The sequence below is a fragment of the Bradyrhizobium sp. 61 genome (assembly GCF_023073075.1).
GTDB lineage: Bacteria > Pseudomonadota > Alphaproteobacteria > Rhizobiales > Xanthobacteraceae > Bradyrhizobium > Bradyrhizobium barranii.
In genome coordinates, this window is the sequence record NZ_JADPIU010000070.1 from 53,020 (window position 1) to 73,928 (window position 20,909).

General features: G+C 64.3%; 16 protein-coding genes. 12 read left to right on the forward strand and 4 right to left on the reverse strand.

Going from position 1 to position 20,909, the window contains the following annotated elements; all coding sequences use genetic code 11:
- Positions 1 to 25 precede the first annotated feature (25 nt).
- On the reverse strand, positions 26 to 1,015 hold the full coding sequence (locus IVB46_RS26930) for a helix-turn-helix domain-containing protein (protein ID WP_247310320.1): 990 nt from the start codon (positions 1,013 to 1,015) through the stop codon (positions 26 to 28).
- 179 nt (positions 1,016 to 1,194) lie between these two features.
- Between IVB46_RS26930 and IVB46_RS26935 the strand changes: the two genes are divergently transcribed.
- From IVB46_RS26935 to fsrB, 6 genes are all read left to right on the forward strand, one after another.
- On the forward strand, positions 1,195 to 2,391 hold the full coding sequence (locus tag IVB46_RS26935; protein WP_247310318.1) for a serine hydrolase: 1,197 nt from the start codon (positions 1,195 to 1,197) through the stop codon (positions 2,389 to 2,391).
- A gap of 16 nt (positions 2,392 to 2,407) precedes the next feature.
- The gene (locus IVB46_RS26940; protein ID WP_247310315.1) at positions 2,408 to 4,408 is read left to right on the forward strand and encodes a primary-amine oxidase; all 2,001 of its coding nucleotides are present in this window, start codon (positions 2,408 to 2,410) and stop codon (positions 4,406 to 4,408) included.
- Positions 4,409 to 4,615: 207 nt separating this feature from the next.
- The gene (locus IVB46_RS26945) at positions 4,616 to 5,074 is read left to right on the forward strand and encodes a hypothetical protein (protein WP_028147544.1); all 459 of its coding nucleotides are present in this window, start codon (positions 4,616 to 4,618) and stop codon (positions 5,072 to 5,074) included.
- An 80-nt stretch (positions 5,075 to 5,154) separates the two neighbouring features.
- Positions 5,155 to 6,561: a hypothetical protein gene (locus IVB46_RS26950; RefSeq protein WP_247310314.1), complete on the forward strand. Its 1,407-nt coding sequence runs from the start codon at positions 5,155 to 5,157 to the stop codon at positions 6,559 to 6,561.
- A 606-nt stretch (positions 6,562 to 7,167) separates the two neighbouring features.
- Positions 7,168 to 9,162 (forward strand): TonB-dependent siderophore receptor, encoded by a 1,995-nt coding sequence (locus IVB46_RS26955; RefSeq protein WP_247311522.1) that lies wholly within the window; start codon positions 7,168 to 7,170, stop codon positions 9,160 to 9,162.
- 59 nt (positions 9,163 to 9,221) lie between these two features.
- Positions 9,222 to 10,514 carry a siderophore utilization protein FsrB gene (gene fsrB / locus IVB46_RS26960; RefSeq protein WP_247310313.1) on the forward strand — a complete coding sequence of 431 codons (1,293 nt, stop codon included), beginning with the start codon at positions 9,222 to 9,224 and terminating at the stop codon, positions 10,512 to 10,514.
- Positions 10,515 to 10,544: 30 nt separating this feature from the next.
- Here the strand turns inward: fsrB and IVB46_RS26965 are convergent, their stop codons facing one another.
- Positions 10,545 to 11,183, reverse strand: a complete 639-nt coding sequence (locus IVB46_RS26965; RefSeq protein ID WP_247310312.1) for a ClpX C4-type zinc finger protein — start codon at positions 11,181 to 11,183, stop codon at positions 10,545 to 10,547.
- A gap of 290 nt (positions 11,184 to 11,473) precedes the next feature.
- Between IVB46_RS26965 and IVB46_RS26970 the strand changes: the two genes are divergently transcribed.
- Positions 11,474 to 12,289 (forward strand): hypothetical protein, encoded by an 816-nt coding sequence (locus tag IVB46_RS26970; RefSeq protein WP_247310309.1) that lies wholly within the window; start codon positions 11,474 to 11,476, stop codon positions 12,287 to 12,289.
- A 149-nt stretch (positions 12,290 to 12,438) separates the two neighbouring features.
- Here the strand turns inward: IVB46_RS26970 and IVB46_RS26975 are convergent, their stop codons facing one another.
- Together IVB46_RS26975 and IVB46_RS26980 are read right to left on the reverse strand one after the other, a co-directional pair.
- Positions 12,439 to 13,635 carry a Xaa-Pro peptidase family protein gene (locus IVB46_RS26975; protein ID WP_247310307.1) on the reverse strand — a complete coding sequence of 399 codons (1,197 nt, stop codon included), beginning with the start codon at positions 13,633 to 13,635 and terminating at the stop codon, positions 12,439 to 12,441.
- Between the two features lie 145 nt (positions 13,636 to 13,780).
- A complete protein-coding gene (locus IVB46_RS26980; protein ID WP_247310305.1) occupies positions 13,781 to 14,758 on the reverse strand; it encodes a LysR family transcriptional regulator in 978 nt (325 codons plus the stop codon).
- Between the two features lie 228 nt (positions 14,759 to 14,986).
- On the opposite strand from IVB46_RS26980, the gene IVB46_RS26985 reads away from it, so the two are divergent.
- The 5 genes from IVB46_RS26985 (at position 14,987) to IVB46_RS27005 (ending at position 20,907) form a co-directional block, all read left to right on the forward strand.
- The gene (locus IVB46_RS26985) at positions 14,987 to 16,195 is read left to right on the forward strand and encodes an ABC transporter substrate-binding protein (protein ID WP_247310303.1); all 1,209 of its coding nucleotides are present in this window, start codon (positions 14,987 to 14,989) and stop codon (positions 16,193 to 16,195) included.
- Positions 16,192 to 16,941, forward strand: a complete 750-nt coding sequence (locus tag IVB46_RS26990; protein WP_247343828.1) for a nitroreductase — start codon at positions 16,192 to 16,194, stop codon at positions 16,939 to 16,941. Before IVB46_RS26985 ends, IVB46_RS26990 begins: the two co-directional genes overlap by 4 nt.
- On the forward strand, positions 16,920 to 17,459 hold the full coding sequence (locus IVB46_RS26995) for a DUF4863 family protein (RefSeq protein WP_247310299.1): 540 nt from the start codon (positions 16,920 to 16,922) through the stop codon (positions 17,457 to 17,459). Before IVB46_RS26990 ends, IVB46_RS26995 begins: the two co-directional genes overlap by 22 nt.
- Before the next feature lie 506 nt (positions 17,460 to 17,965).
- Entirely contained in the window at positions 17,966 to 18,985 is a 1,020-nt protein-coding gene (locus IVB46_RS27000) for a TRAP transporter substrate-binding protein (RefSeq protein ID WP_247310297.1), read from the forward strand.
- Positions 18,986 to 19,017: 32 nt separating this feature from the next.
- Positions 19,018 to 20,907, forward strand: coding sequence for a TRAP transporter large permease subunit (locus IVB46_RS27005; RefSeq protein WP_247310295.1), 1,890 nt, complete (start codon positions 19,018 to 19,020; stop codon positions 20,905 to 20,907).
- Positions 20,908 to 20,909 lie beyond the last annotated feature (2 nt).

Here is a 20,909-nt window from a genome sequence, read left to right on the forward strand (position 1 = left end):
TGTCCTGGAGTAGAAGACGCGCGCGTCAGGCGACAAGCCTCGCGCGCCGCAGTGTCTCCGAGGGCAGCTCGGAGAAGTGGCGCTTGTAGTCGAGCGAGAACTGGCTGAAGTGCCAGAAGCCGTGTTGCACGGCGACGTCGTAGACCGAGGTCTCGGCGCCGCCGGCGCGCTTCAGATCCCGGCGCACCCGGTTCAGCCGCATCGCGCGCCAGTAATGCATCGGGCTCGTGCCCACGACTTCCTGAAAGCAATAGCCGAGCTTGCGCGGGCTCGCGCCGACCGCCTTGCAGACCTCCAGCAGCGACAGCGAGCGATCGCCGCTGCCATGCATCAGCTCGCGGGCACGATCCACGGTGCGCTTGCGCGCCGTGGCGCTGCGGCCGGGATCGCTGGGCTGGGCCGTCGGCAGCATGTCCATGATCTCGACGAGGAGGGCGTCCTCCAGCACCTGCCGCGCGGCCGGATCGTCGAACCGTTCGGGTGCGACCGTGATGGTCTCGTGAATGGCGGCGAGATGGGCGCGCAGCCGCGCAACCGGCGCCGCCGCCATCTCGATCACCCGCAATTGGTGCCAGACGGCGCGCGGCAATTCGATGTCGAGGCGAGCGGCAAGCTCCTCGATCAGGGCCGCGCGGGCGACGACACCGCGCAGCTCGAAGGCCTTCGGCGTACACATGTCGATCTCGGCGTCGAAGCTGGCGATGACCTGAGAGCCCGCAACATTGGCGCCGTTGCAATTGACTTCGCTGCCGCCGTGCCAGGGCAGGCCGATGCCAAAGCTGTCGGCACCTAACTGGCCATATTGGCGCACCTGCTGGCTGGTGATCTCGCAGAACACTTCGAGCCGGGGCAGGGAGAGTTGCGTGAAGCTGCCCCGGAACGCCCCGGCGCTGATCTGGTCGTAGCTCAGCCGCCAGCGGCCGAGCGTGGCGCAATGCTCGTCGACATCCGTGCTGCTCGCTTGAAGTAGATTGGCAGCCGAGTCTTGAATCGGAAGAGTTGCGCTTAAGGCCATGACAGCACGTCAGAATTTGCAAGCCGAATAGCCAGCAAGAACCACGCCAGACTGGCACGGCCATGGCCGCTGTCCAGCAAAATATTGCCGGATCTCGATAACGCCCGATGCGGCCTGTGTGCAGTCTTCTCCCTTGCCGTTCCGACATCGCAGTCGGGATGGCCTTGCGGAGGATCGAGATGCGACCGACGGACATCATGCGCGGCAGCCCGCCTGCGCCCGAGGCCCAAGTGACCCGCGCCAATTGGCGCAGCTTTCCCGCCATCCGCTGGGGCTTCACCCACACCCGCGAAGTGCTGCCGACCGCGGAGGTTCGCCGCTCCGCGCATCCCACACCGATGGCAAGCGCGCCGCGCGAACTGCAAAAGCTCAGCTTCACCGCGCCGGGCGGCAAGCCGACCACGGTCGAGGCCACGTTGCGCGAAACCTTCGGCGATGCGCTGCTGGTCATGCACCGGGGCACGCTGATCCACGAATGGTACGGCGACGGCATGAGCGTCACCAAGCCGCATCTGATCTGCTCCATCAGCAAGTCGATCGCCGGCACGCTCGGCGGCGTGCTGGCCGCGCGCGGCCTGCTCAATCCGGAGGCGAGGGTGGTGCGCTACGTGCCGGAGCTGGAGAGCTCGGTCTATGGCAGCTGCACCGTCCGCAACGTCCTCGACATGGCGGTCGCGATCAAGTTCGAGGAGGATTACGAGGACCCCGCCGGCGACGTCGCGCGCTATCGCTTCTCCTCGGGCTGGGACGTGCCGCCGCCGGGCGTCGAGGCCGGCCATCAGCGCGCCTATCTCACCACGCTGCGCGGGACCGGCAAGCCGCACGGCAAGGTGTTCCACTACGTCTCGACCAATACGGAAGTGCTCGGCTGGGTCTACGAGCGCGCCTGCGGCATGCCTTACCATCGCATCCTCTCCGACTATCTCTGGCAGCCCTTGGGTGCCGAAGAGGACGGCTCCCTCACGCTCGACAGCCACGGCATGGGCCGCATCGCCGGCGGGCTTTCCGTCACCGCGCGCGATCTGCTGCGCTTCGGCGAAATGATCCGCTGCCGCGGCGTGGTCGAGGGGCGGCAGGTGGTGCCGGGCTGGTGGATCGACGACATCCGCGAGAACGGCGATCCCCAGGCGTGGAAAGACGGCGATCTCGCCGACATCTTCCCCGGCGCCCGCTACCGCAGCAAATGGTACACGATCGATCCGTCGCGGAACGATCTCGCGGGGATCGGCATTCACGGCCAGTGGCTCTATGTCGACGCGGCCACCGACACCGTCATCGTCAAGCTCGCGACGCAGCCGAAGGCGATGGACGTTCCGCTCGACCACCGCTGGCTCGCCGCCTTCCGCGCCATCACCGCGCATCTCGCCCCGCGCTGATTTTTTGGTCATCATCATGCTCGATACCGTCAAAGCCAAATCACCGATTCAAGCGGCCGCACCTCATCCGCTCGATCCTCTGACAGCCGAAGAGATCGCGGCCGCCTGCAATTTGGTTCGCGCCGCCGCGACCTCGCCGGAGAACTGCCGCTTTCCGACGGTGCGGCTGGAGGAGCCGACCAAGCAAGAATTGGCCGCGGGCGGAGCAGGGCGCCGCGCCTTCGCGCTGACGCTCGACGTGACGACAGGCGAGGCGATCGAGCACATCGTCGATCTCGGCCGCAACGAGATCGTCGCGCGCAAGGTCATCCCCAACCGCGAGGCGCCCTACGGGCAGCCGCCGGTGATGCTGGAAGAATTCTTCAAGTGCGAGGCCGTGGTGAAGGCCGACCTCGGCTGGCGCGCGGCGATGGTCCGCCGCGGGCTCACCGACAAGGATATCGAGCTGGTCCAGGTCGATCCGTTCTCCTCGGGCTTCTTCGATTTCGAGTACGAGCGCGGCGCCCGTATCGTGCGCGCCGTCAGCTTTTTCCGCGAACATCTGCAGGACAACGGCTACGCCCATCCGATCGAGGGCGTGGTCGCCGTAGTCGACCTGATCGGCGGCAAGGTCATCGACCTCACGGACGCCGACCCGATCGTGCCGATCCCGCGCAAGAAGCGGAATTACGGCGCGCATGAAGTCAAAAATCCGCGCACCGACATCAAGCCGCTGCATATCGAACAGCCGGAGGGCGCGAGCTTCAAGGTCGATGGCTGGAAGGTCGACTGGCAGAAATGGAGTTTTCGCGTCGGCTTCACGCCGCGCGAAGGGCTGGTGCTGCATCAGCTCGCCTACCAGGGCGGTGATCGCAAGCGCTCGCTGATCCATCGCGCCAGCGTCACCGAAATGGTGGTGCCCTATGCCGATCCGACCGCAAACCACTTCTGGAAGTCGGCGTTCGATGCCGGTGAATACGGGCTCGGCATGCTCGCCAATGCGCTCGAGCTCGGCTGCGACTGTCTCGGCAACATCCATTATTTCGACGTGCCGGCCGCCGACAACAAGGGCGCGCCCTTCGTCATGCAGAATGCCATCTGCATGCATGAGGAAGATTACGGAATTGCCTGGAAACACTACGAATTCCGCAACGGCCTGTTCGAGGTGCGCCGCTCGCGGCGCCTCGTCATCTCGTTCTTCGCCACCGTCGGCAATTACGACTACGGCTTCTACTGGTACCTGTACCAGGACGGCACGATCCAGCTCGAGACAAAACTCACCGGCATCATCCAGACCGCCGCCGTGCCATCGGGCGAAAAATACAAATGGGGCGGCATGGTCGACGACAATCTGGGCGGCCCGACGCACCAGCATTTCTTCAACGTGCGCCTGCACATGGACCTCGACGGCGGCGGCAATACCGTCACCGAGCACGAGTTCGTGCCGCGGCCCTGGGGCGCGGACAATCCGCACGGCAATGCCTTTGACACCACCACGCGCGTGCTGTCGCGCGAGCGTGATGCGGCTGCCATTGCGAACGGCGAGACCGGCCGGTTCTGGAAGATCAGCAATCCCAACGAGACCAACTCCGTCGGCAACGCGCCGGCCTACAAGCTGGTCGTCAATCCAAGCCCGCTGATGCTGGCGCAGGAGGGCAGCTACGTGCGCAAGCGCGGCGGCTTTGCCACAAAGCATGTCTGGGTCACGGCCTTCGACAAGGACGAGAAATACGCCAGCGGCGATTATCCCAATGTCCATGCCGGCGGCGACGGCCTGCCGCGCTACGCCGCGCAGAACCGCAACATCGAGAATACAGATCTCGTGGTCTGGCACTCCTTCGGCCACACCCATGTCTGCAAGCCCGAGGATTTTCCGATCATGCCGGTCGAATATGCCGGCTTCATGCTGAAGCCGACCGGATTCTTTGCGGCCAATGCCGCCGGCGACATTCCGCCGGAGCGCAACAGCCGCAGCGTGCTGGCGGGCGACCCGAAGGATGCCGCCGGCGGCCCGTGCTGTCACGCCGGCAAAGCGTAGGCTCGTCGCGCGACAACAATTTTCGCAGCAGGCCGACCAGCGCTGGTTCGCTGGTCGCATGCGCTCGCGGTCGAATTGTCAGGGGAGTATTGCTGCCCCTTTCGAAGGGCCCGCGACGCGACAGCCGGCCGCACGTCGAAAAGATCGCTTCCAATTCCTTTCGAGAGTGATACCATCTTAAGGTTGTATTCTTTAAGGAGATTTCCCATGACCCATGCACTGAATCTCACGCTGCCGATCAAGCAGGATGCCGAGACCCTGGCAAAGCTGCGGAATCTCGAGGCGAGCTTCACTGAGAAAGTTCAGCCCGCCATCGCGGCGGCGCTGAAGCAATCCAGGATCGTTCATTTCGCCCGGGTCGTCGTCATCGAGGACAAGTACATCCAGGTCATCACCGAATATGAGGGAACGCACCAGGAATACACGGAGTTTTTCCGGCGAGCGCTCACGCCAATATTTGCCGCGATATTTTCCCTGGCAGATACGACTGGCCTGGACATCAACGATCCCAATGCGTTCTTCGAATTCTCGAAGAACCACAACGCGCGCTCGCTGGGCACTGCGACCGACGGCTCAACCGACATCAGCGGCAACCCGTCCGGCTGGCTGTTCTCGGCTTACGACGGCATGACTGTCGCAGACATTCTGGCAAAGCTCGGGAAATAGCTTTCAGAGCGTATTTGCGCTTTCGGGATAGGCCGGCTTTGAGCTGCCTATCGGCTGACCGTTCTTGCAGGACAGGCGCCATGGTGGATCTCGGCAATTTGCAGGCGATCGTCGCTCGAAGCTCCGCCAAGCCGCTACTCGCGGTTCTGTTGTTTAGGTTTGGCGACGCCGGCGGTGCCAGGTCCTTCCTGCGGCAATGGATACCGCGAGCAGCGGTGGGGGCAGGCCCGGACCCCGATGGTCCCGCGTTCCACTTCATGTTCAGTTGGAACGGCATCGCGACGTTGATGTCGGGTCGCCCCGACCTTGATGTCGCACAGGGGCGGCAGCAGTTCGAGGTATCGTTCGTGGACCCCGCGCAGGCGCCGGATGGCGGCATTGCGACACAGCTTGGTTTCTTCGACGCCAGCGCTCCACCGGGATGGTGGGACGGCAAGTTCAAGTCGAGCGATATCGATCTCGCCATCCATATCGGGTTCGATACGCCCGAGCAGAAAGCCGATTGCCTCGCGCAGGTGCGGCAGTCGGCGACGGGCTTCGCTGTCCGGGAATTGGCGCTCGACAGTTGGGACGACGGCGCACTGTCCGGCTGTCGACCAGCCGACGGCCGCCTGCATTTTGGCTATCGCGATGGAATCACCGCACCCAATGTTGACTGGCAGGATGCGCCGGGTGCCAGGGCTTCCGACGCCGTCGATTGTCGCGAGATCGTCGTCGGCTATCCGAACAGCGATTTTCCCACTGCACCGTTCAAGCCCGGTCCATGGCAGGACTTCGCGCGCGATGGATCGTTCGTCGGCCTGTCGTGGCTTTATCAGGACGTCGCGGCCTTCAACAAATTCCTGAAGGCGAATGCACCGCAGGCGGCGCCGCATGTCGGCCCGGAACTGGCCGAAGAATGGATCGCGGCCAAGATGATGGGGCGCTGGCGACACGGGTCGCCGCTGTCACGCTTTCCGGATGCACCACCATCGACCCCGCAATTGAACGATGCGTTCGGCTATGGCGACGATCCAAACGGCGTCAAATGCCCGCTCGGGGCTCACATTCGCATTGTCAATTGCCGCGATCAGCCGCTGAAATTTGCCAATCAGATTCGTTTCCCCGAGGGGCCGCCACGCGTCATACGCCGCGGATTTTCCTACGGTCCTCATCTGGAGGGCACGGAGGACGACGGGAAGGACCGCGGCATCGTAGGGCTTTTCTACTTCGCCAGGATCAACGAGCAATTCTATACCATCCTGCGGTGGATGCATCAGACGGACTTTGCCGACGCCTACATGCGCCTTCCGAACGGAGCCAACGCGCAGGATGCCTTGACTGGAAACCGGGCAGACCCAAAGGCTGAGACCCGGTTCCAGGTTCCGCTCGCGGGGGACGCCTCCGTGACGTTCCAGATGAAGCAATTTATCCGCTACAAGGGCGTCGCAGTGCTGTTTGCGCCGAGCGTTAAATCGCTCAACACGATGATTGCCGCGCAAGGTTGAACTGCCGGGCAACCGTCGCATTGTCGCCGCAGCCATTCGTTCGCGACAGCGAGCCCGCCGTTTCCAGGCGGTCGCAGACAAGCGGCGAATGTTCTCACTCTAGAAGCATTCCATATCGAAGCACTCGCAGAAGCCGGCGATGCACCTCGACGCGCATATGGGCGCATTGGTCGCACGATTTATTCCCCGGTCTCGATAGATTCTAACTCTGCGTCTCTCGCACTGAGAATGCCCCCGCGTTAGGGCGAGAGTCCAAAAATCATTCCGGCAAAGCCGGCAGTGCGTGGGACCTCGATAGACGTGTCAGACTTCCAACTTCGTTCGTGCTCCAATGCGCGTGTTCGACAGCTTCAGGTGCTTTTCTTCGGCGCCGTCAGCACATTCGCTCTCTGCATTCCCTTCGCGCCCGTGCAGGCGCAGACTCAAATTCCCACGGTCTCGGTGGAAGCGCCGGCGCCGCGCGCCCGACCCGCGACGGCGGCCTCGTCGCGGCGGTCCGCGACGACACGGACCGCACGCGCCAACCGGCGTTCTCCTGCGCAGCAAGCCATGCCGACGCAATCGGCATCAGCGAATCGCGACACGGGAGAACGCGCCAATGGCCCGGTGCGCGGCTTCGTCGCGACGCGGAGCGGCACCGCCACCAAGACCGACACGCCGCTGATCGAAACGCCGCAGTCGGTGTCCGTCGTCACCACCGACCAGGTCAGGAACCAGGGCGCGGTTTCGATCGGCGAGGCCTTGCGCTACACCGCAGGCGTCAGCGGCGACGTCAATGGCGGCTCGGACACTCGCTTCGGCGCCCTCCAGATCCGCGGCTTCGACACGACCATGTCGGGCCTCTACGTCGACGGCCTCCGGATTCCATCCAGCAATTACGTGCATTTCAACGGCCTCGATCCCTACGGTGCCGAACGCCTGGAAGTTCTCAAGGGACCATCCTCGGCGATGTATGGCGGCAGCGGCACCGGCGGCATCCTCAACTACGTCACCAAGCTGCCGACCGCGCAGCAATTCGGCGAAGTCTCGATCTCCGGCGGCAGCTTCAACCGCTATCAGGGCCAGTTCGACATGGGCGGCCCCGCCAACAAGGAAGGCACCGTGCTGTGGCGCCTGACCGGCGTCGTCCGCGACGGCGAGACCCAGGTCGACTTCACCAAGGACAACCGCGTCTTCATCGCGCCCGCCGTCACGTTCCAGCCGAACGAGGACACCACCATCACGATCCTCGCCAACTACCAGAAGGACCGGGCAGGGTGGGGCCTCCAGTTCCTGCCGGCCTCGGGCACGGTATGGCCGAACAACGGCCGCACGATCCCGGTCTCGTTCTTCGCGGGCGTGCCGCGCTTCAACGCGTTCAACACCGAGATCGCAACCGCCGGCTACCAGCTCTCGCACAATTTCACCGACAACATAACGTTCCGGCAGAACCTGCGCTACGCCTATCAGCACAACGAGGAGAAGGTGTTTTACGGCGGAGGCTATACCAACGAGGCCGCGGGGCAGCTCGCCCGTTTCGGCAGCTACAGCAACTCCTACATCAACTCCTTCGCCGTGGATAATCAGCTCCAGAGCAAGTTCACCACCGGCACCCTCAGCCACACCACGCTGGTCGGGATCGACTATCGCAACTCGTCGTTCCGCGACACCGCGTTTGGCGTCACGACGTCGGCCCCCGAGATCAACGTCTTCAACCCGGTCTACAGCTACGACTGGACCATCGGCGCCATGAGCGACAACACCGGCGTCAGGCAGTCGCAGGTCGGCCTTTACGCGCAGGATCAGATCAAGCTCGGCCGGCTGTCGTTCCAGCTCGGCGGCCGCCAGGATTTCGTGACGACGCAGGTCGACAGCAATCTCCCAACCTCCAATACGTCGGTCTCGAAAGATGCCTCGGCCTTCACCGGCCGCGCGGCCGTGATGTACAATTTCGACAACGGCATCGCGCCCTATTTCAGCTATTCCGAGTCGTTCCTGCCGGTGCTCGCGACCGGTCCTTCGGGGCAGATGCTCAATCCCGAAACCGGCGTCCAGTACGAGGTCGGCGTCAAGTATCAACCGATCGGCTGGAACGCGCTGTTCACCTTCGCAGCCTTCGACCTGACGCGCGACAACGTCGTCACGTTCGCGCCGCCGAGCTACCTCGCCGAGCAGATCGGCCAGGTGAAATCGCGCGGCATCGAGCTCGAAGGCACGATGTCGCTCGCCGACGGCTGGAACCTGCGCGCCGCTTACGCCTATGTCGATGCGATTCTGTCGCAGGATCCCGTCAATCTCGGCAAGGCGCCGCCGACCGTGCCGCTCAACCGCGCCTCGCTGTGGAGCGACTACACGCTCCAGACCGGGCCGCTCGCAGGTCTCCAGTTCGGCGGCGGCATCCGCTATGTCGGCGCGACCTGGGGCGACGACGCCAACACGTTCAAGGTGGGATCGTCCACCGTGCTGGACGCGCTGCTCGCCTACACCCGTGACAATTGGCGCCTGTCGCTGAACGTCACCAACCTCGCCGACACGCGCTATGTCGCCGCCTGCTACAGCCTGTCCGGCTGCTTCTACGCGGAGGGGCGGAAAGCCATCGGCAAGCTGACCTACCGCTGGTGAGTTCGATGTGAGGACGGTCCGGCGATGGCAGCCGGACCCGCTTGATGAGAGTCGAGACGATGAGAGCGATATTTGGCAGGCTGCATCGCTGGGCGGGACTGCTCACGGCCGGATTCCTGTTCTTCTCCGGCATCACCGGCGCGATCATCTCCTGGGATCATGAGATCGACGAGGTGCTGAACCACCACCTGTTCGATGTCACCAGCGAAGGCCCCGCGATTCCCTCGATCGAGCTCGCGAAGATGATCGAGCAGCGCGATCCCCGCGCACGCGTCGTCTACCTCTTCATGACGCCGGAGGAGGGGCACTCGCTGTGGTTCTTCGTGATGCCGCGGATCGATCCGGCGACGGGAAAACGCTTCGCGATCGACTACAACCAGATTTTCCTCGATCCCAACACCGGCGCGGAGCTCGGCCGGCGCTATTGGGGCGCGGTGTGGCCGGTGACGCGCGAAAACCTCGTCTCGTTCCTCTACAAGCTCCACTACACCATGCACATTCCGGAATTCTGGGGCAGCGATCGCTGGGGCATGCGCGTGCTCGGCGTGATCGCCATCATCTGGACCATCGATTGCTTCGTCGGCTTCTATCTGACGCTGCCCTCGCGACGGCGCGCCAAGGCCGCGCGGGCACCCCAGCTCACGCGCCAGCTCGAACGCGGCTTCTGGGCGCGCTGGGCGCCAGCCTGGACCATCAAGGCATCGGGCAGCGCCTACCGGATCAATTTCGACATCCATCGCGCCTTCAGCCTGTGGACCTGGGGCGTGCTGTTCGTCATCGCCTTCACGGCGTTCTCGCTGAACCTCTATTTCGAGGTGTTCTCGCCGATGATGAAGATGGTGTCGAACTACACGCCGACGCCCTATGAGCAGCGGCCCTACCGCAATCTCGACGATCCCATCGAGCCCAGGGTGACGTTCGCCGACATTGCTGCGCGCGCGGCGGCTGACGGCAAGGGGCGAGGGTGGACCGTCCCGGTCGGCGCGCTCAGCTACGGCCCGGCCCATGGCGTCTACGCGGCCGCCTACTTCCATCCCGGCGACGATCACGGCGCCGGCGGCGTCGGGCCGGCGCAGCTCTATTACGACAGCGAGGACGGCCGCCCGATCGGCGAACGGCTGCCCTGGGTCGGCACTGCCGCCGACATCTTCGTGCAGGCGCAATTCCCGCTGCATTCGGGCCGCATCGTCGGGCTGTTCGGCCGCATCCTGATCTCGATCATGGGCCTCGTGGTGGCGGCACTGTCGGTCACCGGCGTCGTGATCTGGTGGCGCAAGCGACGCGCCCGCGTCCGGGTGCGCGAGACGGCGGCGATGCGCCTGAGCCGGCAGCAGCTCACGCCGGCGGAGTAGGGCCGGCGTGCCGCTCGATCGTCTGCGCGTTTACCGAGTGCGCTCGTTGACGATGGGCATCGCGGTCTGCAGCGCCTGCTCGTAACGTTTCAACTGACTGAGCGAAAACTTCTTCATCGCCAGCAGTTCGTCGGACGTCTTGCCTCTCAATCGGGCGACGTTGGATGTCTTGAACACGTCATCATTTGCCGCCGAGGCGCTCTGTCGAAGCGCAAAAGCCCTTTCGATGTTCTGCGCCAACAGCCGATTGCGCTCCACCCCTTTGTTCGCGTGCTCCACATAGTGAATCAGTCTATCGGTGGGCATGGCGCGAGCACTGTCTGCATCGCCTTCGATGAGGCGAAGCAGCTGCTCATCAACGATATCGGTGCATAGGTCGATACATTCATCGCAGATAAAGACAGCCGGCCCAGCCACCAGCTTGCTCACTTCATGCTGGTTCATGCCGCAGAACGAACAGTAGATGGGACGATCCTGCTGGGCAGGATTCTGCACGCCAGCACTCGGCTGCGCCGCATCGATCTTGGCCGACAGAATATTCCAGTTCTCGTACCCGAACGCTTTCGCGATCAGTTCCAAAGCTTCGCTGTGAGTGGTTTGCACGGCTTTGGCATTCAAGGCATCGCGCAAGGAACGAGCCATAGCCTTCGCATCGCGGAAATCGCGCATGAGAGAACCCGTATCGGCGAACGGAGAAGATCGGTGCCTGCCTTGCCGACCCGCTCGCCAATAGCGAGGGTGAGGGCGACTTTGATACGTTCACCATCCCCAAAGGGCGCAGGCAGCGGGTGTATCGACCCGATCGAATTTTGGCGCCGGACGGCCGCTCTTGTCAACCTGAAACGGGTACATCGACACCTCCGGCCGCCGCGCACGTTCGCAGTTCAGGAGCCGATGAACCTTCCCGTCCGGCACCGGCACAAAGACTGGAGATCGCTCCCAGTCTTCCGGAAATTGCAATGAGATTGCTCGTCTTGCTCTGCCTGCTCGTTTTCGCGACACCCACCGACGCCGCCACGCCCGAGCAGCACTATCTCGATTTGCGCGATCGCTACATCGCAAAATTCTCCAAAGCCAAGGAGAACGACGAGACTTTCAAGCAGCACGATGCGGCGCTCAACGAGCTGACCGGTGTGCTGCGCGGCCTGGTCGGACCGATCACGATCAAGGGGCTGCCGGCGGAAGGCAAGTCGAACGCCGACACGCTGTTCAAGGGCGACTCGGGCTTCGGCCATCTCGACGGGCTGGGCTTCGCCTCAGAGGGCGACAAGATGCAGGCCGTGGTGACGACGACCGCGCTGCTCAAGCACTGGCTTGCCGAGCACCGCGAGGACGGCCTGCCGCAGGAGATCGCCGCAGCCTTCAAGTCGGATCGCTTCTACTATCAAGCCATCCAGGACTCGGCCTTCGCCAAATATGCCGAGTTGCCGATCACGAAGCCCGCATCCGCGAGTGCCGCGGTCGCCGTGCTCGGTGTGCGCGGCAACGGCGACCTGAAGGGCGCGCCGCATGAAATCGACGTCGTCGCGATCCAGGGCGACAAGGTCTACTTCCTCGCCGCAACCGACGCCGTGAAGACGGCCGAGATCCCGGCCTGCGAAAAAGTCTGGAAGCAGATGATGGCCAGGAAGACCCCAGAGGACACCATGGCCAAGGAAGACCAGGCCATGGACGCCTACACAAAGTGTTTCGCTAAGGAAGCGCCGAGCCAGGGCTGGTTCGCGGCGGCGGTCAAGAAGGCACAGAGCCAGCTGGAGCTGCTGCTGGCGCGGTAATTGCGCAGCTTCACCACACTCCGCACCTCATCCTGAGGAGCCCGCAAAGCGGGCGTCTCGAAGGATGGCCACACGCGAGAGGCGGGCCTTCATGGTTCGAGACGCGCGTGCCGCGCTCCTCACCATGAGGGTCCTGCAACGCCATCAGGCTAGAGCGCGCTGCCGCCCAAATTCCACCCGCGGCCGCCCTCGCCAAAGATCTCATACCCGGTCGGCGTCACCACAACCGTATCCTCGAGCTTGATAAAGCCGCGCTTCGGATGCTTCATCGTCGTCTCGATCGAGACCACCATGCCGGGTTCGAGCGGCAGGCGGGCGTCGGCGTCGTCGTAGGGGACCGGACCTTTGGCGGTCAGGCGAGGGGCCTCGTGGCTGACGAGACCCATGCCGTGGGCCAGGAAATCTGTGCAGTCGCGCTGAGTGATCTGGGCAAGCTGCCGCTCGGCCGCGACGTAGATGTCGCCGCCGAGGGCGCCAGGTCGGACCGCGGCAAAGGCGGCGCGCTGAACCGCCTCGATCTCGGCCAGGCAATCCTTCAGTTCGCTGTCGGGTTCGCCCAGCACGGCCATTCGGGTGAGGTCGCCGATATAGCCGTGATAATTGCCGCCGGAGTCGAGCGACAGCACGTCGCCTTGCTCCCAGCGCTGCGATGACGGCGCCCTGTTGTGGCTGCTGCCGCAGGCGAGCAGGCAGTATTCGAAGGTCAGGCCGCGATTGGCCTCGGCGATGCGCAAGCCGTCCGACAATTGCTGCTTGGTGGTGCCCGGGCCGTGCGCGGCGATCACCTCCAGCATTGATGCAATGACGAGCTCGGACGCCGTCTTGAGCTTGGCCAGCTCGTCCGGCGACTTGACCGCCCGCAGCCGCTCCAGCACCAGCAGCGCGTCCTTGAGCTCGGCGCCGGGCAGGGCGTCGGCGAGCGCCCTTCCTGCATCCATCGGCAGGAACGCCATCTCGACCCCGACCCGCTTCAAGGGCACGCCGGCATCCCGGATCAGGCCCACGGCCCGCGTCACGGCATCCACCGAGCCGTTGGACTCGGTCCGGACCTGCGGCACCCACGGCGGTGCCACGGCGCGTTGATGGGTCTCCAGACGGTGACCGATATAGACCGCCTTGTCCGGTGCGCCCTTGGGATAGACCAGCACTGGCAGATAGCGGCTGACGCCCATCGCGTCCATGTAGTCGAAGAAGATCGCGCGCTCGGCGCCCAGCAGGTACTGCACATTGTGCTTGGAGGTCACGACCAGCACGTCGAGGCCGGCGGCCTCCATGAGACGGTCGAGCTTGGCGGCGTCGAACGGAATGGCGCGCGAGCTGTTCGCGCGGGTGACGTTCTCCTGCATGACGGGCTCCTTGAGCGGCGGTTGAGACCGCCTTGTATCGTTGACCTCTTCAGAACTGCGGCGCCTAGTCTAGCACAACCTCCACTCGCGCGCCCCGACCGAACGACCCGATGGAAAATGGAACCACGACTGAGAGGGTCTCCAGCTAGCGTCCACGCCTGAGGTCCGCGGTCGCACGCCTGAGGATATCGTGAAGCCAGTCATGCGATGGCTCGCCCTCGATACGTTCGTGCCACAACAGCCGGACCTCGACCGGAGTTGTCGCGTAAGGAAGCTCGCACGCGGTGATGGCATGCTCACGTTCGAATGCCCGCGCCAATGGACGCGGAACGATGGCCGCGAGTTCGGAGTCCGCGAGCAGGGCGGGCAGCGCCAGGAAATGTGGAAGCGAAACAGCTATGCGCGGCGGCCGGTCGCTTTCGGACAATGCCCGTTCGAGCGCTGCGCGGTCATACATTTCCGATCGCCTGGCGAGGCCGCGCTCGGAGATGAAGCCCCCGATTGCTCCCTCCTGCTCGCCGCCGAAGGAGACAACGACCAGCGGCATGCGCGCCAGGGCCGCGTTGTCGATCCGCCCGAGCTTGCGCTTTCCGCCCACGATCAGCACGTCGTCATATTCGAACAACAGCGAGGTCCGGAAGCGGCTTGGCGGATCCGAGAAGACACCGATCGCAACGTCGATACGACCAAGGTCGATCTGCTCGGCAAGATCGATCCGTGTCACCGGCTTGATGATCAGGTCGATCGCCGGCGCCTCAAGCCCAAGTATCTTCAGGAGCGGTGACGCCAGCACCATCGTGGTGAAGTCGTTGGCGGCCAGGGTGAACTGTCTGGTCGAGGCCGCCGGAACGAAGCGCGGCTGCTCGACCGCCGCCTCGAGCGATCGCAGCGCTTCGCGAACCTGTGGTGCCATCGTCAACGCGCGCGCTGTCGGCTGCATGCCGGTCGCCGTGCGCACGAACAAATCGTCTTCCAGCATCTCGCGGAGCCGGGCGAGCGAATGGCTGACGGCGGATTGACTGAGGGCAACCCTCTGGCTTGCCCGCAGCACGCTGCGCTCCTCCATGACGGCGTCGAAGACCTTGAGCAGGTTCAGGTCGAGGGTCTTGAAGGAAACAGCCACGTGCAGGACACCGTCGCAGGCGGATCGCGCGCCCGTTGCATAACTGCGATCTATTCCAGTTAAGGCCATGCGCGCAGCCGACGCAACCGAGCAGGGCGCCCGGACCGCGACGCCTGGCCGTTCGCGCCACCAATCTGAAGGCGGTTCAGGATCACTCTGCAAGAGTTTCACTTCCGCATTCGCGCGATCCCGTCATGATCCCGGCGCCGAATTTGGAGGAGACGGGCAATGAAATCCTGCGGGATGTCGATCGGAGCTTTCGGACTGGCACTGGCGCTGTTCACGGCGCCGGTCCTTGCGCAGGCTGGTCCGGTCAAGCTCGGCGTTCTCACCGACATGTCCTCGCTCTACGCCGACAATGGCGGCCAGGGCTCGGTGGTTGCGGCGCAAATGGCGGTCGACGATTTCGGTGGTCAGGTGCTGGGGCGCAGCATCCAGATCGTCGCGGGAGACCACCAGAACAAGGCCGATGTGGGAGCGACCATCGCCCGGCGCTGGATTGAAAACGAAAACGTCGAGGTCGTCCTCGACGTGCCGAATTCCGCGGTCGCGCTGGCGGTGCAGGGCATCACACGGGACAAGAAGAAACTGTTCCTCGCCACCGGCGCCGCCACGTCGCGCCTGACTGGCGACGAATGCTCGCCGACCGGAATTCACTGGACCTACGACACCTATGCACTGTCGCAGGGAACAACGCGGGCGATGTCGCGTCTCGGCGCAAACTCCTGGTACTTCATTTCGGTCGACTATTCCCTCGGCGCGCAACTCGAGGCCGACAGCCGCAAGGTCATCGATGCCATGGGCGGCAAGGTGATCGGCGCGGTGAAACATCCGCTCAATACGCCGGATTTTTCGTCCTTCCTGCTCCAGGCACAGTCCTCGAAGGCGGACGTGATCGCGCTCGCCGACACCGGCGGCGACTTCATCAACGTCGTCAAGCAGGCCGGCGAATTCGGCATCACGCAGCGGCAGAAGCTGGTCGGGCTGCTCGTCTTCATTGCCGACATTCACAGTCTCGGGCTCCAGAGCGCCCAGGGCCTGATGCTGAGCTCGGCGTTCTACTGGGACCTGAACGAGGACACGCGGGCGTGGTCGAAGCGCTTCATCGCCAAGACCCAGAAGGTCCCCACCATGATCCACGCCGGCACCTATGGCGCGGTGATGCACTACCTTAGGGCGGTTCAGGCGGCCGGCACGCTGGATGGGCCGACCATAGCCGCCAGGATGCGCGACATGCCCGTGAACGATTTCATGACGAAAAATGGCCGGATCCGCGAGGACGGCCGGCTGGTCCGCGACATGTATCTGTTTCGCGTCAAGTCGCCCGAGCAGTCCAAATACAAGTTCGACTATTACGAGCTGCTGGCGACGATTCCGGGCGAGGAAGCCTTCCGGCCGATGGAGCAAGGCGGATGTCCGCTCCTGAAGCAGCCATGATCGGCGAGGGCGCAGCCGTGCACAGCGGCATCGACGAGATCATCGCAGGCCGTTTTGCATGCCGCGACTTCTCAGGCGCGCCGGTCGGGCGAGGGACCATCGAGCAGATTCTGCGCGTGGCACGGTTTGCGCCAAGCGGCGCCAATATCCAGCCCTGGCACGTCTACGTGCTGGCCGGCGATGCCAAAGACAGGGTCTCGGTGGCGCTGCGCGAGGCGCACGAAACCGCCCGCGACGCACATATGTCGGAATACAGATACTACGCCAGTGACCTGCCCGAACCCTACCTGCAACGACGACAGGAGTTCGGCCGGTTGTTCTACGGTTCGCTCGGCATCGCCCAGACCGATATCAAAGCCAGGAGCGGCCAGACCGCCAAGAACTATGCGTTCTTCGGCGCGCCCGTCGGGCTGATCATCACGATCGACCGGCGCCTGGAGGTCGGCAGCTGGCTCGACCTCGGCATGTTCATCCAGAACGTGCTGCTGGCTGCGGCAGGCCATGGGCTCCAGTCATGTCCGCAGGAGACGTTCTCGAAATACCACCGGATCCTGCGTCCGCTGCTGTCGATCCCGGCGGAGCAAATGGTCGTGTGCGGCATTTCGATCGGCCGTGCCAGGGACCAAATCGCGGGCAGGCTGATGCCGCTCGCGGACATCGCGGACTTCGCCTCGTTCGCGGGCTTTGAAGAACAAAGTGCAACCCAAATGGAAAGGACAACGCCATGGCAAGCCGAGACGACCTGATTGCGCGCAGCATTCCGTTTCTCCGCGAGGTCAAGGACATGACGCCCGGCGCGGAGATGGAGCGGTGGCTCAACCAAACATACGGCGAGGGCAGCCAGCTCTACCAGGACCTGGCGCGGCTGATTAAGCGCGGCGTCGAGGAAGGCTGGGCGGCCAACCAGGAGGTCGACGGTCCGAACTACCGGCGCAGCCGCATCCTGGAGCCGATGCCCGAGACGTTCCAGTTCAGCATCACGGCCGTCTACATGAACAGCACCGATCCGCGCCGCTTCAAGGACGAGGACGACCACGACGTGCTGCGCGGGCAATATCACGGCCATCCATATGGGGAACTGAACCTGGTCGTGCCGCTGGACAAGGGCGCCGAGCTCAAGGGGCTGCAGGGCTGGCAAGGGCCCGGCTGGACCGCGCCCGATCCCGGCAGCCGACACTATCCCGAGGTCCGCGGCGGCGCCGTCATCGCGCTGTTCTATCTGCCCGCCGGACGCATCTCCTACGACTTCGCGGCGCCGTCCTAATCGCCGGCCGGACGGTCTCGGGTGACGCCGTGCGCGAGCGTCACCCGTTCAGAAGAATGCACAGCTGAGCCCGCGCGCGGCGATGCGCCGCGACGCCAGAGCCAGCAAGGGCGGCTCACCATGAACGGTGGGGAGGGATTTCGGCGACCATGCGCCAAGCGGGCCCCAGCCCGGACCGCCATATCCGTAATTCGCATAAGGTATATTATGGAATATATTTATATACAATTAGATCAGATATTTAGATCGAATTCCTGACCCTGCGCCTTCGCTTGCCGTCCATTTTCGGTCTACGCCGCGACCGGCCTCTCGGCTCTTGACGGCTACTGTGCATGGGGTTGTTTTTCAGATTTTGAATCCCGGCCCATCTGCCGAAAGCCGATATTGCCGCGACGGTGTCCGGCTGCAATAAGCGAGACCTCGCGAGATCGCAGATGACCTTCAGGCCTTCCGTCCGTATAGATTTGCGTCTCAGAACAACAACAAACTTCCGAGGAAGCAGACCCATGAGCTTTTCCCGACGCACGCTTCTCAAGGCCTCCGCCGCGACCGCGGTCCTGGGCGGCCTCGGTGCGCCCCATGTGGCCCGCGCCCAGAGCGCCGAGTTCACCTACAAATACGCCAACAACCTGCCTGACACCCATCCGCTGAACGTGCGCGCCAGGGAGATGGCGGCGGCGATCAAGGCCGAGACCAACGGCAAGTTCGACCTCCAGATCTTTCCGAACAACCAGCTCGGCTCCGACACCGACATGCTGAGCCAGATCCGGTCCGGCGGCGTCGAGTTCTTCACGCTGTCAGGCCTGATCCTGTCGACCCTGGTGCCGGCCGCATCCATCAACGGCATCGGCTTCGCGTTCCCGGACTACAACACGGTCTGGAAGGCCATGGACGGCGACCTCGGCGCCCATGTCCGCGGCGAGATCAAGAAGGCCGGCCTCGAGGTCATGGACAAGATCTGGGACAACGGCTTCCGCCAGACCACGTCGTCGAGCAAGCCGATCACCGGTCCTGACGACCTCAAGGGCTTCAAGATCCGCGTGCCGGTGTCGCCGCTGTGGACCTCGATGTTCAAGGCGTTCGACGCCGCGCCCGCCTCGATCAATTTCGCCGAGGTCTATTCCGCGCTCCAGACCAAGATCGTCGAGGGCCAGGAGAACCCGCTGGCGATCATCTCGACCGCCAAGCTGTACGAGGTGCAGAAGTACTGCTCGCTGACCAACCACATGTGGGACGGCTTCTGGTTCCTGGCCAACCGTCGCGCCTGGAGCGCGCTGCCGGAGGATGTGCGCACCATCGTCGCCAAGAACATCAACGCCGCCGCCGTCAAGGAGCGCGAGGATACCGCCAAGCTCAATGCGAGCCTCCAGCAGGAGCTCGCGGGCAAGGGCCTGACCTTCAACCAGCCCGCGGTGGCGCCGTTCCGTGACAAGCTGCGCTCCGCCGGCTTCTATGCCGAGTGGAAGGGCAAGTATGGCGACCAGGCCTGGGATCTCCTGGAAAAGGCCGTCGGCAAGCTGTCGTAACGCGCGTTGGGGCCGCCGAGGTTCTTATCGAGATGGCTCATGTCGAGGTTGAGGCGACCGGAGTGGTGGGCGAGGTGGCTGTTCAGCCCCCTCGCCGATCCCCTGTGCTGGCCTCGCTGGAGCGCATCCTCGGCCTTGCCGTCGAGATCCCCGCGGCAATCCTGGTCGTCGCCGAGATCGTGATCCTGTTTGCCGGCGTGGTCGCACGCTACGGCGTGCACCGGCCGCTGATCTGGTCGGATGAGCTCGCCTCGATCCTGTTCCTGTGGCTGGCAATGCTCGGCGCCGCGGTCGCATTCCGCCGCTCCGAGCACATGCGCATGACGGCGCTCGTCGCGAGCGCGCGGCCGGCCGTGCGCGCCTATCTGGACGTGGTCGCGACCTGCGCGGCGCTGGCGTTCCTGGCGCTGATCGTCTGGCCATCTGCCGAGTACGCCTACGAGGAAAGTTTCATCACCACGCCGGCGCTCCAGATCTCGAACATGTGGCGCGCCGCGGCGTTGCCGGCCGGCATCTGCCTGATGGCGGTGTTCGCGCTGCTGCGGCTGCTGCGCGCCGCCGATTACCGCATGGTGCTGACGGCGGTGATATCGGTTGCCGTCATCGTCGGTCTGTTCTGGCTGGCGCAGCCTTATCTGCGGCCGCTCGGCAACCTCAACCTCGTCATCTTCTTCGTCGGCGTCGCCGGCTTCTGCGTCTTTGCCGGCGTTCCCATTGCGTTCGGGTTTGGCCTCGCGATCTACGGCTATCTGGCGCTGACCACGCGGACGCCGGTGATGGTGCTGGTCGGGCGGATGGACGAGGGCATGAGCCACCTCATCCTGCTCTCGGTGCCGCTGTTCGTGTTCCTGGGGCTTCTGATCGAGATGACCGGCATGGCGCGGGCCATGGTCGCGTTCCTGGCGAGCCTGCTCGGCCATGTCCGCGGCGGCCTGCATTACGTGCTGGTCGGCGCGATGTACCTCGTCTCCGGCATCTCCGGCGCCAAGGCCGCCGACATGGCGGCGGTGGCGCCCGTGCTGTTCCCGGAAATGAAGCAGCGCGGCGCCAAGCCCGGCGACCTCGTGGCCTTGCTCGCGGCCACCGGCGCGCAGACCGAAACCATTCCGCCGAGCCTCGTGCTGATCACGATCGGCTCGGTCACGGGCGTGTCGATCGCCGCCCTCTTCACCGGCGGCCTGCTGCCCGGCGTCGTGCTCGCCATCACGCTCTGCATGCTGGTGTGGTGGCGCTACCGCCACGAGGACATGAGCCATGTCCGCCGCGCCACGGGTGGCGAGATCGGCAAGACCTTCATCATTGCCCTGCCCGCGCTCGCGCTGCCCTTCGTGATCCGCTACGCCGTGGTCGAGGGCATCGCGACCGCGACCGAAGTCTCCACCATCGGCATCGTCTACGGCGCCCTGGTCGGCCTCCTCGTCTACCGCCGCTTCGACTGGCGGCGGCTGTTTCCGATGCTGGTCGAGACCGCGGCGCTGTCGGGCGCGATCCTCCTGATCATCGGCACGGCGACCGGCATGGCCTGGGGGCTCACCCAATCCGGCTTCTCGCGCTCGCTGGCTTCAGCCATGACCGGATTGCCCGGGGGGCCTGCGACCTTCATCGCCGTGTCCATCCTGGCCTTCACCATCCTCGGCAGCGTGCTCGAGGGCATTCCGGCAATCGTGCTGTTCGGGCCGCTGCTGTTTCCGATCGCCCGTGCTGTCGGCGTGCACGAGGTGCACTATGCCATGGTGATCATTCTCGCCATGGGTATCGGACTATTCGCCCCGCCCTTCGGGGTCGGCTATTATGCCGCCTGCGCCATCGGACGCGTCGACCCGGCCGAAGGCATCAGGCCGATCTGGGGCTATCTGCTGGCGCTGCTGGTGGGATTGATTATCGTCGCGATCTTCCCCTGGATCTCGATCGGATTCCTGTAGAG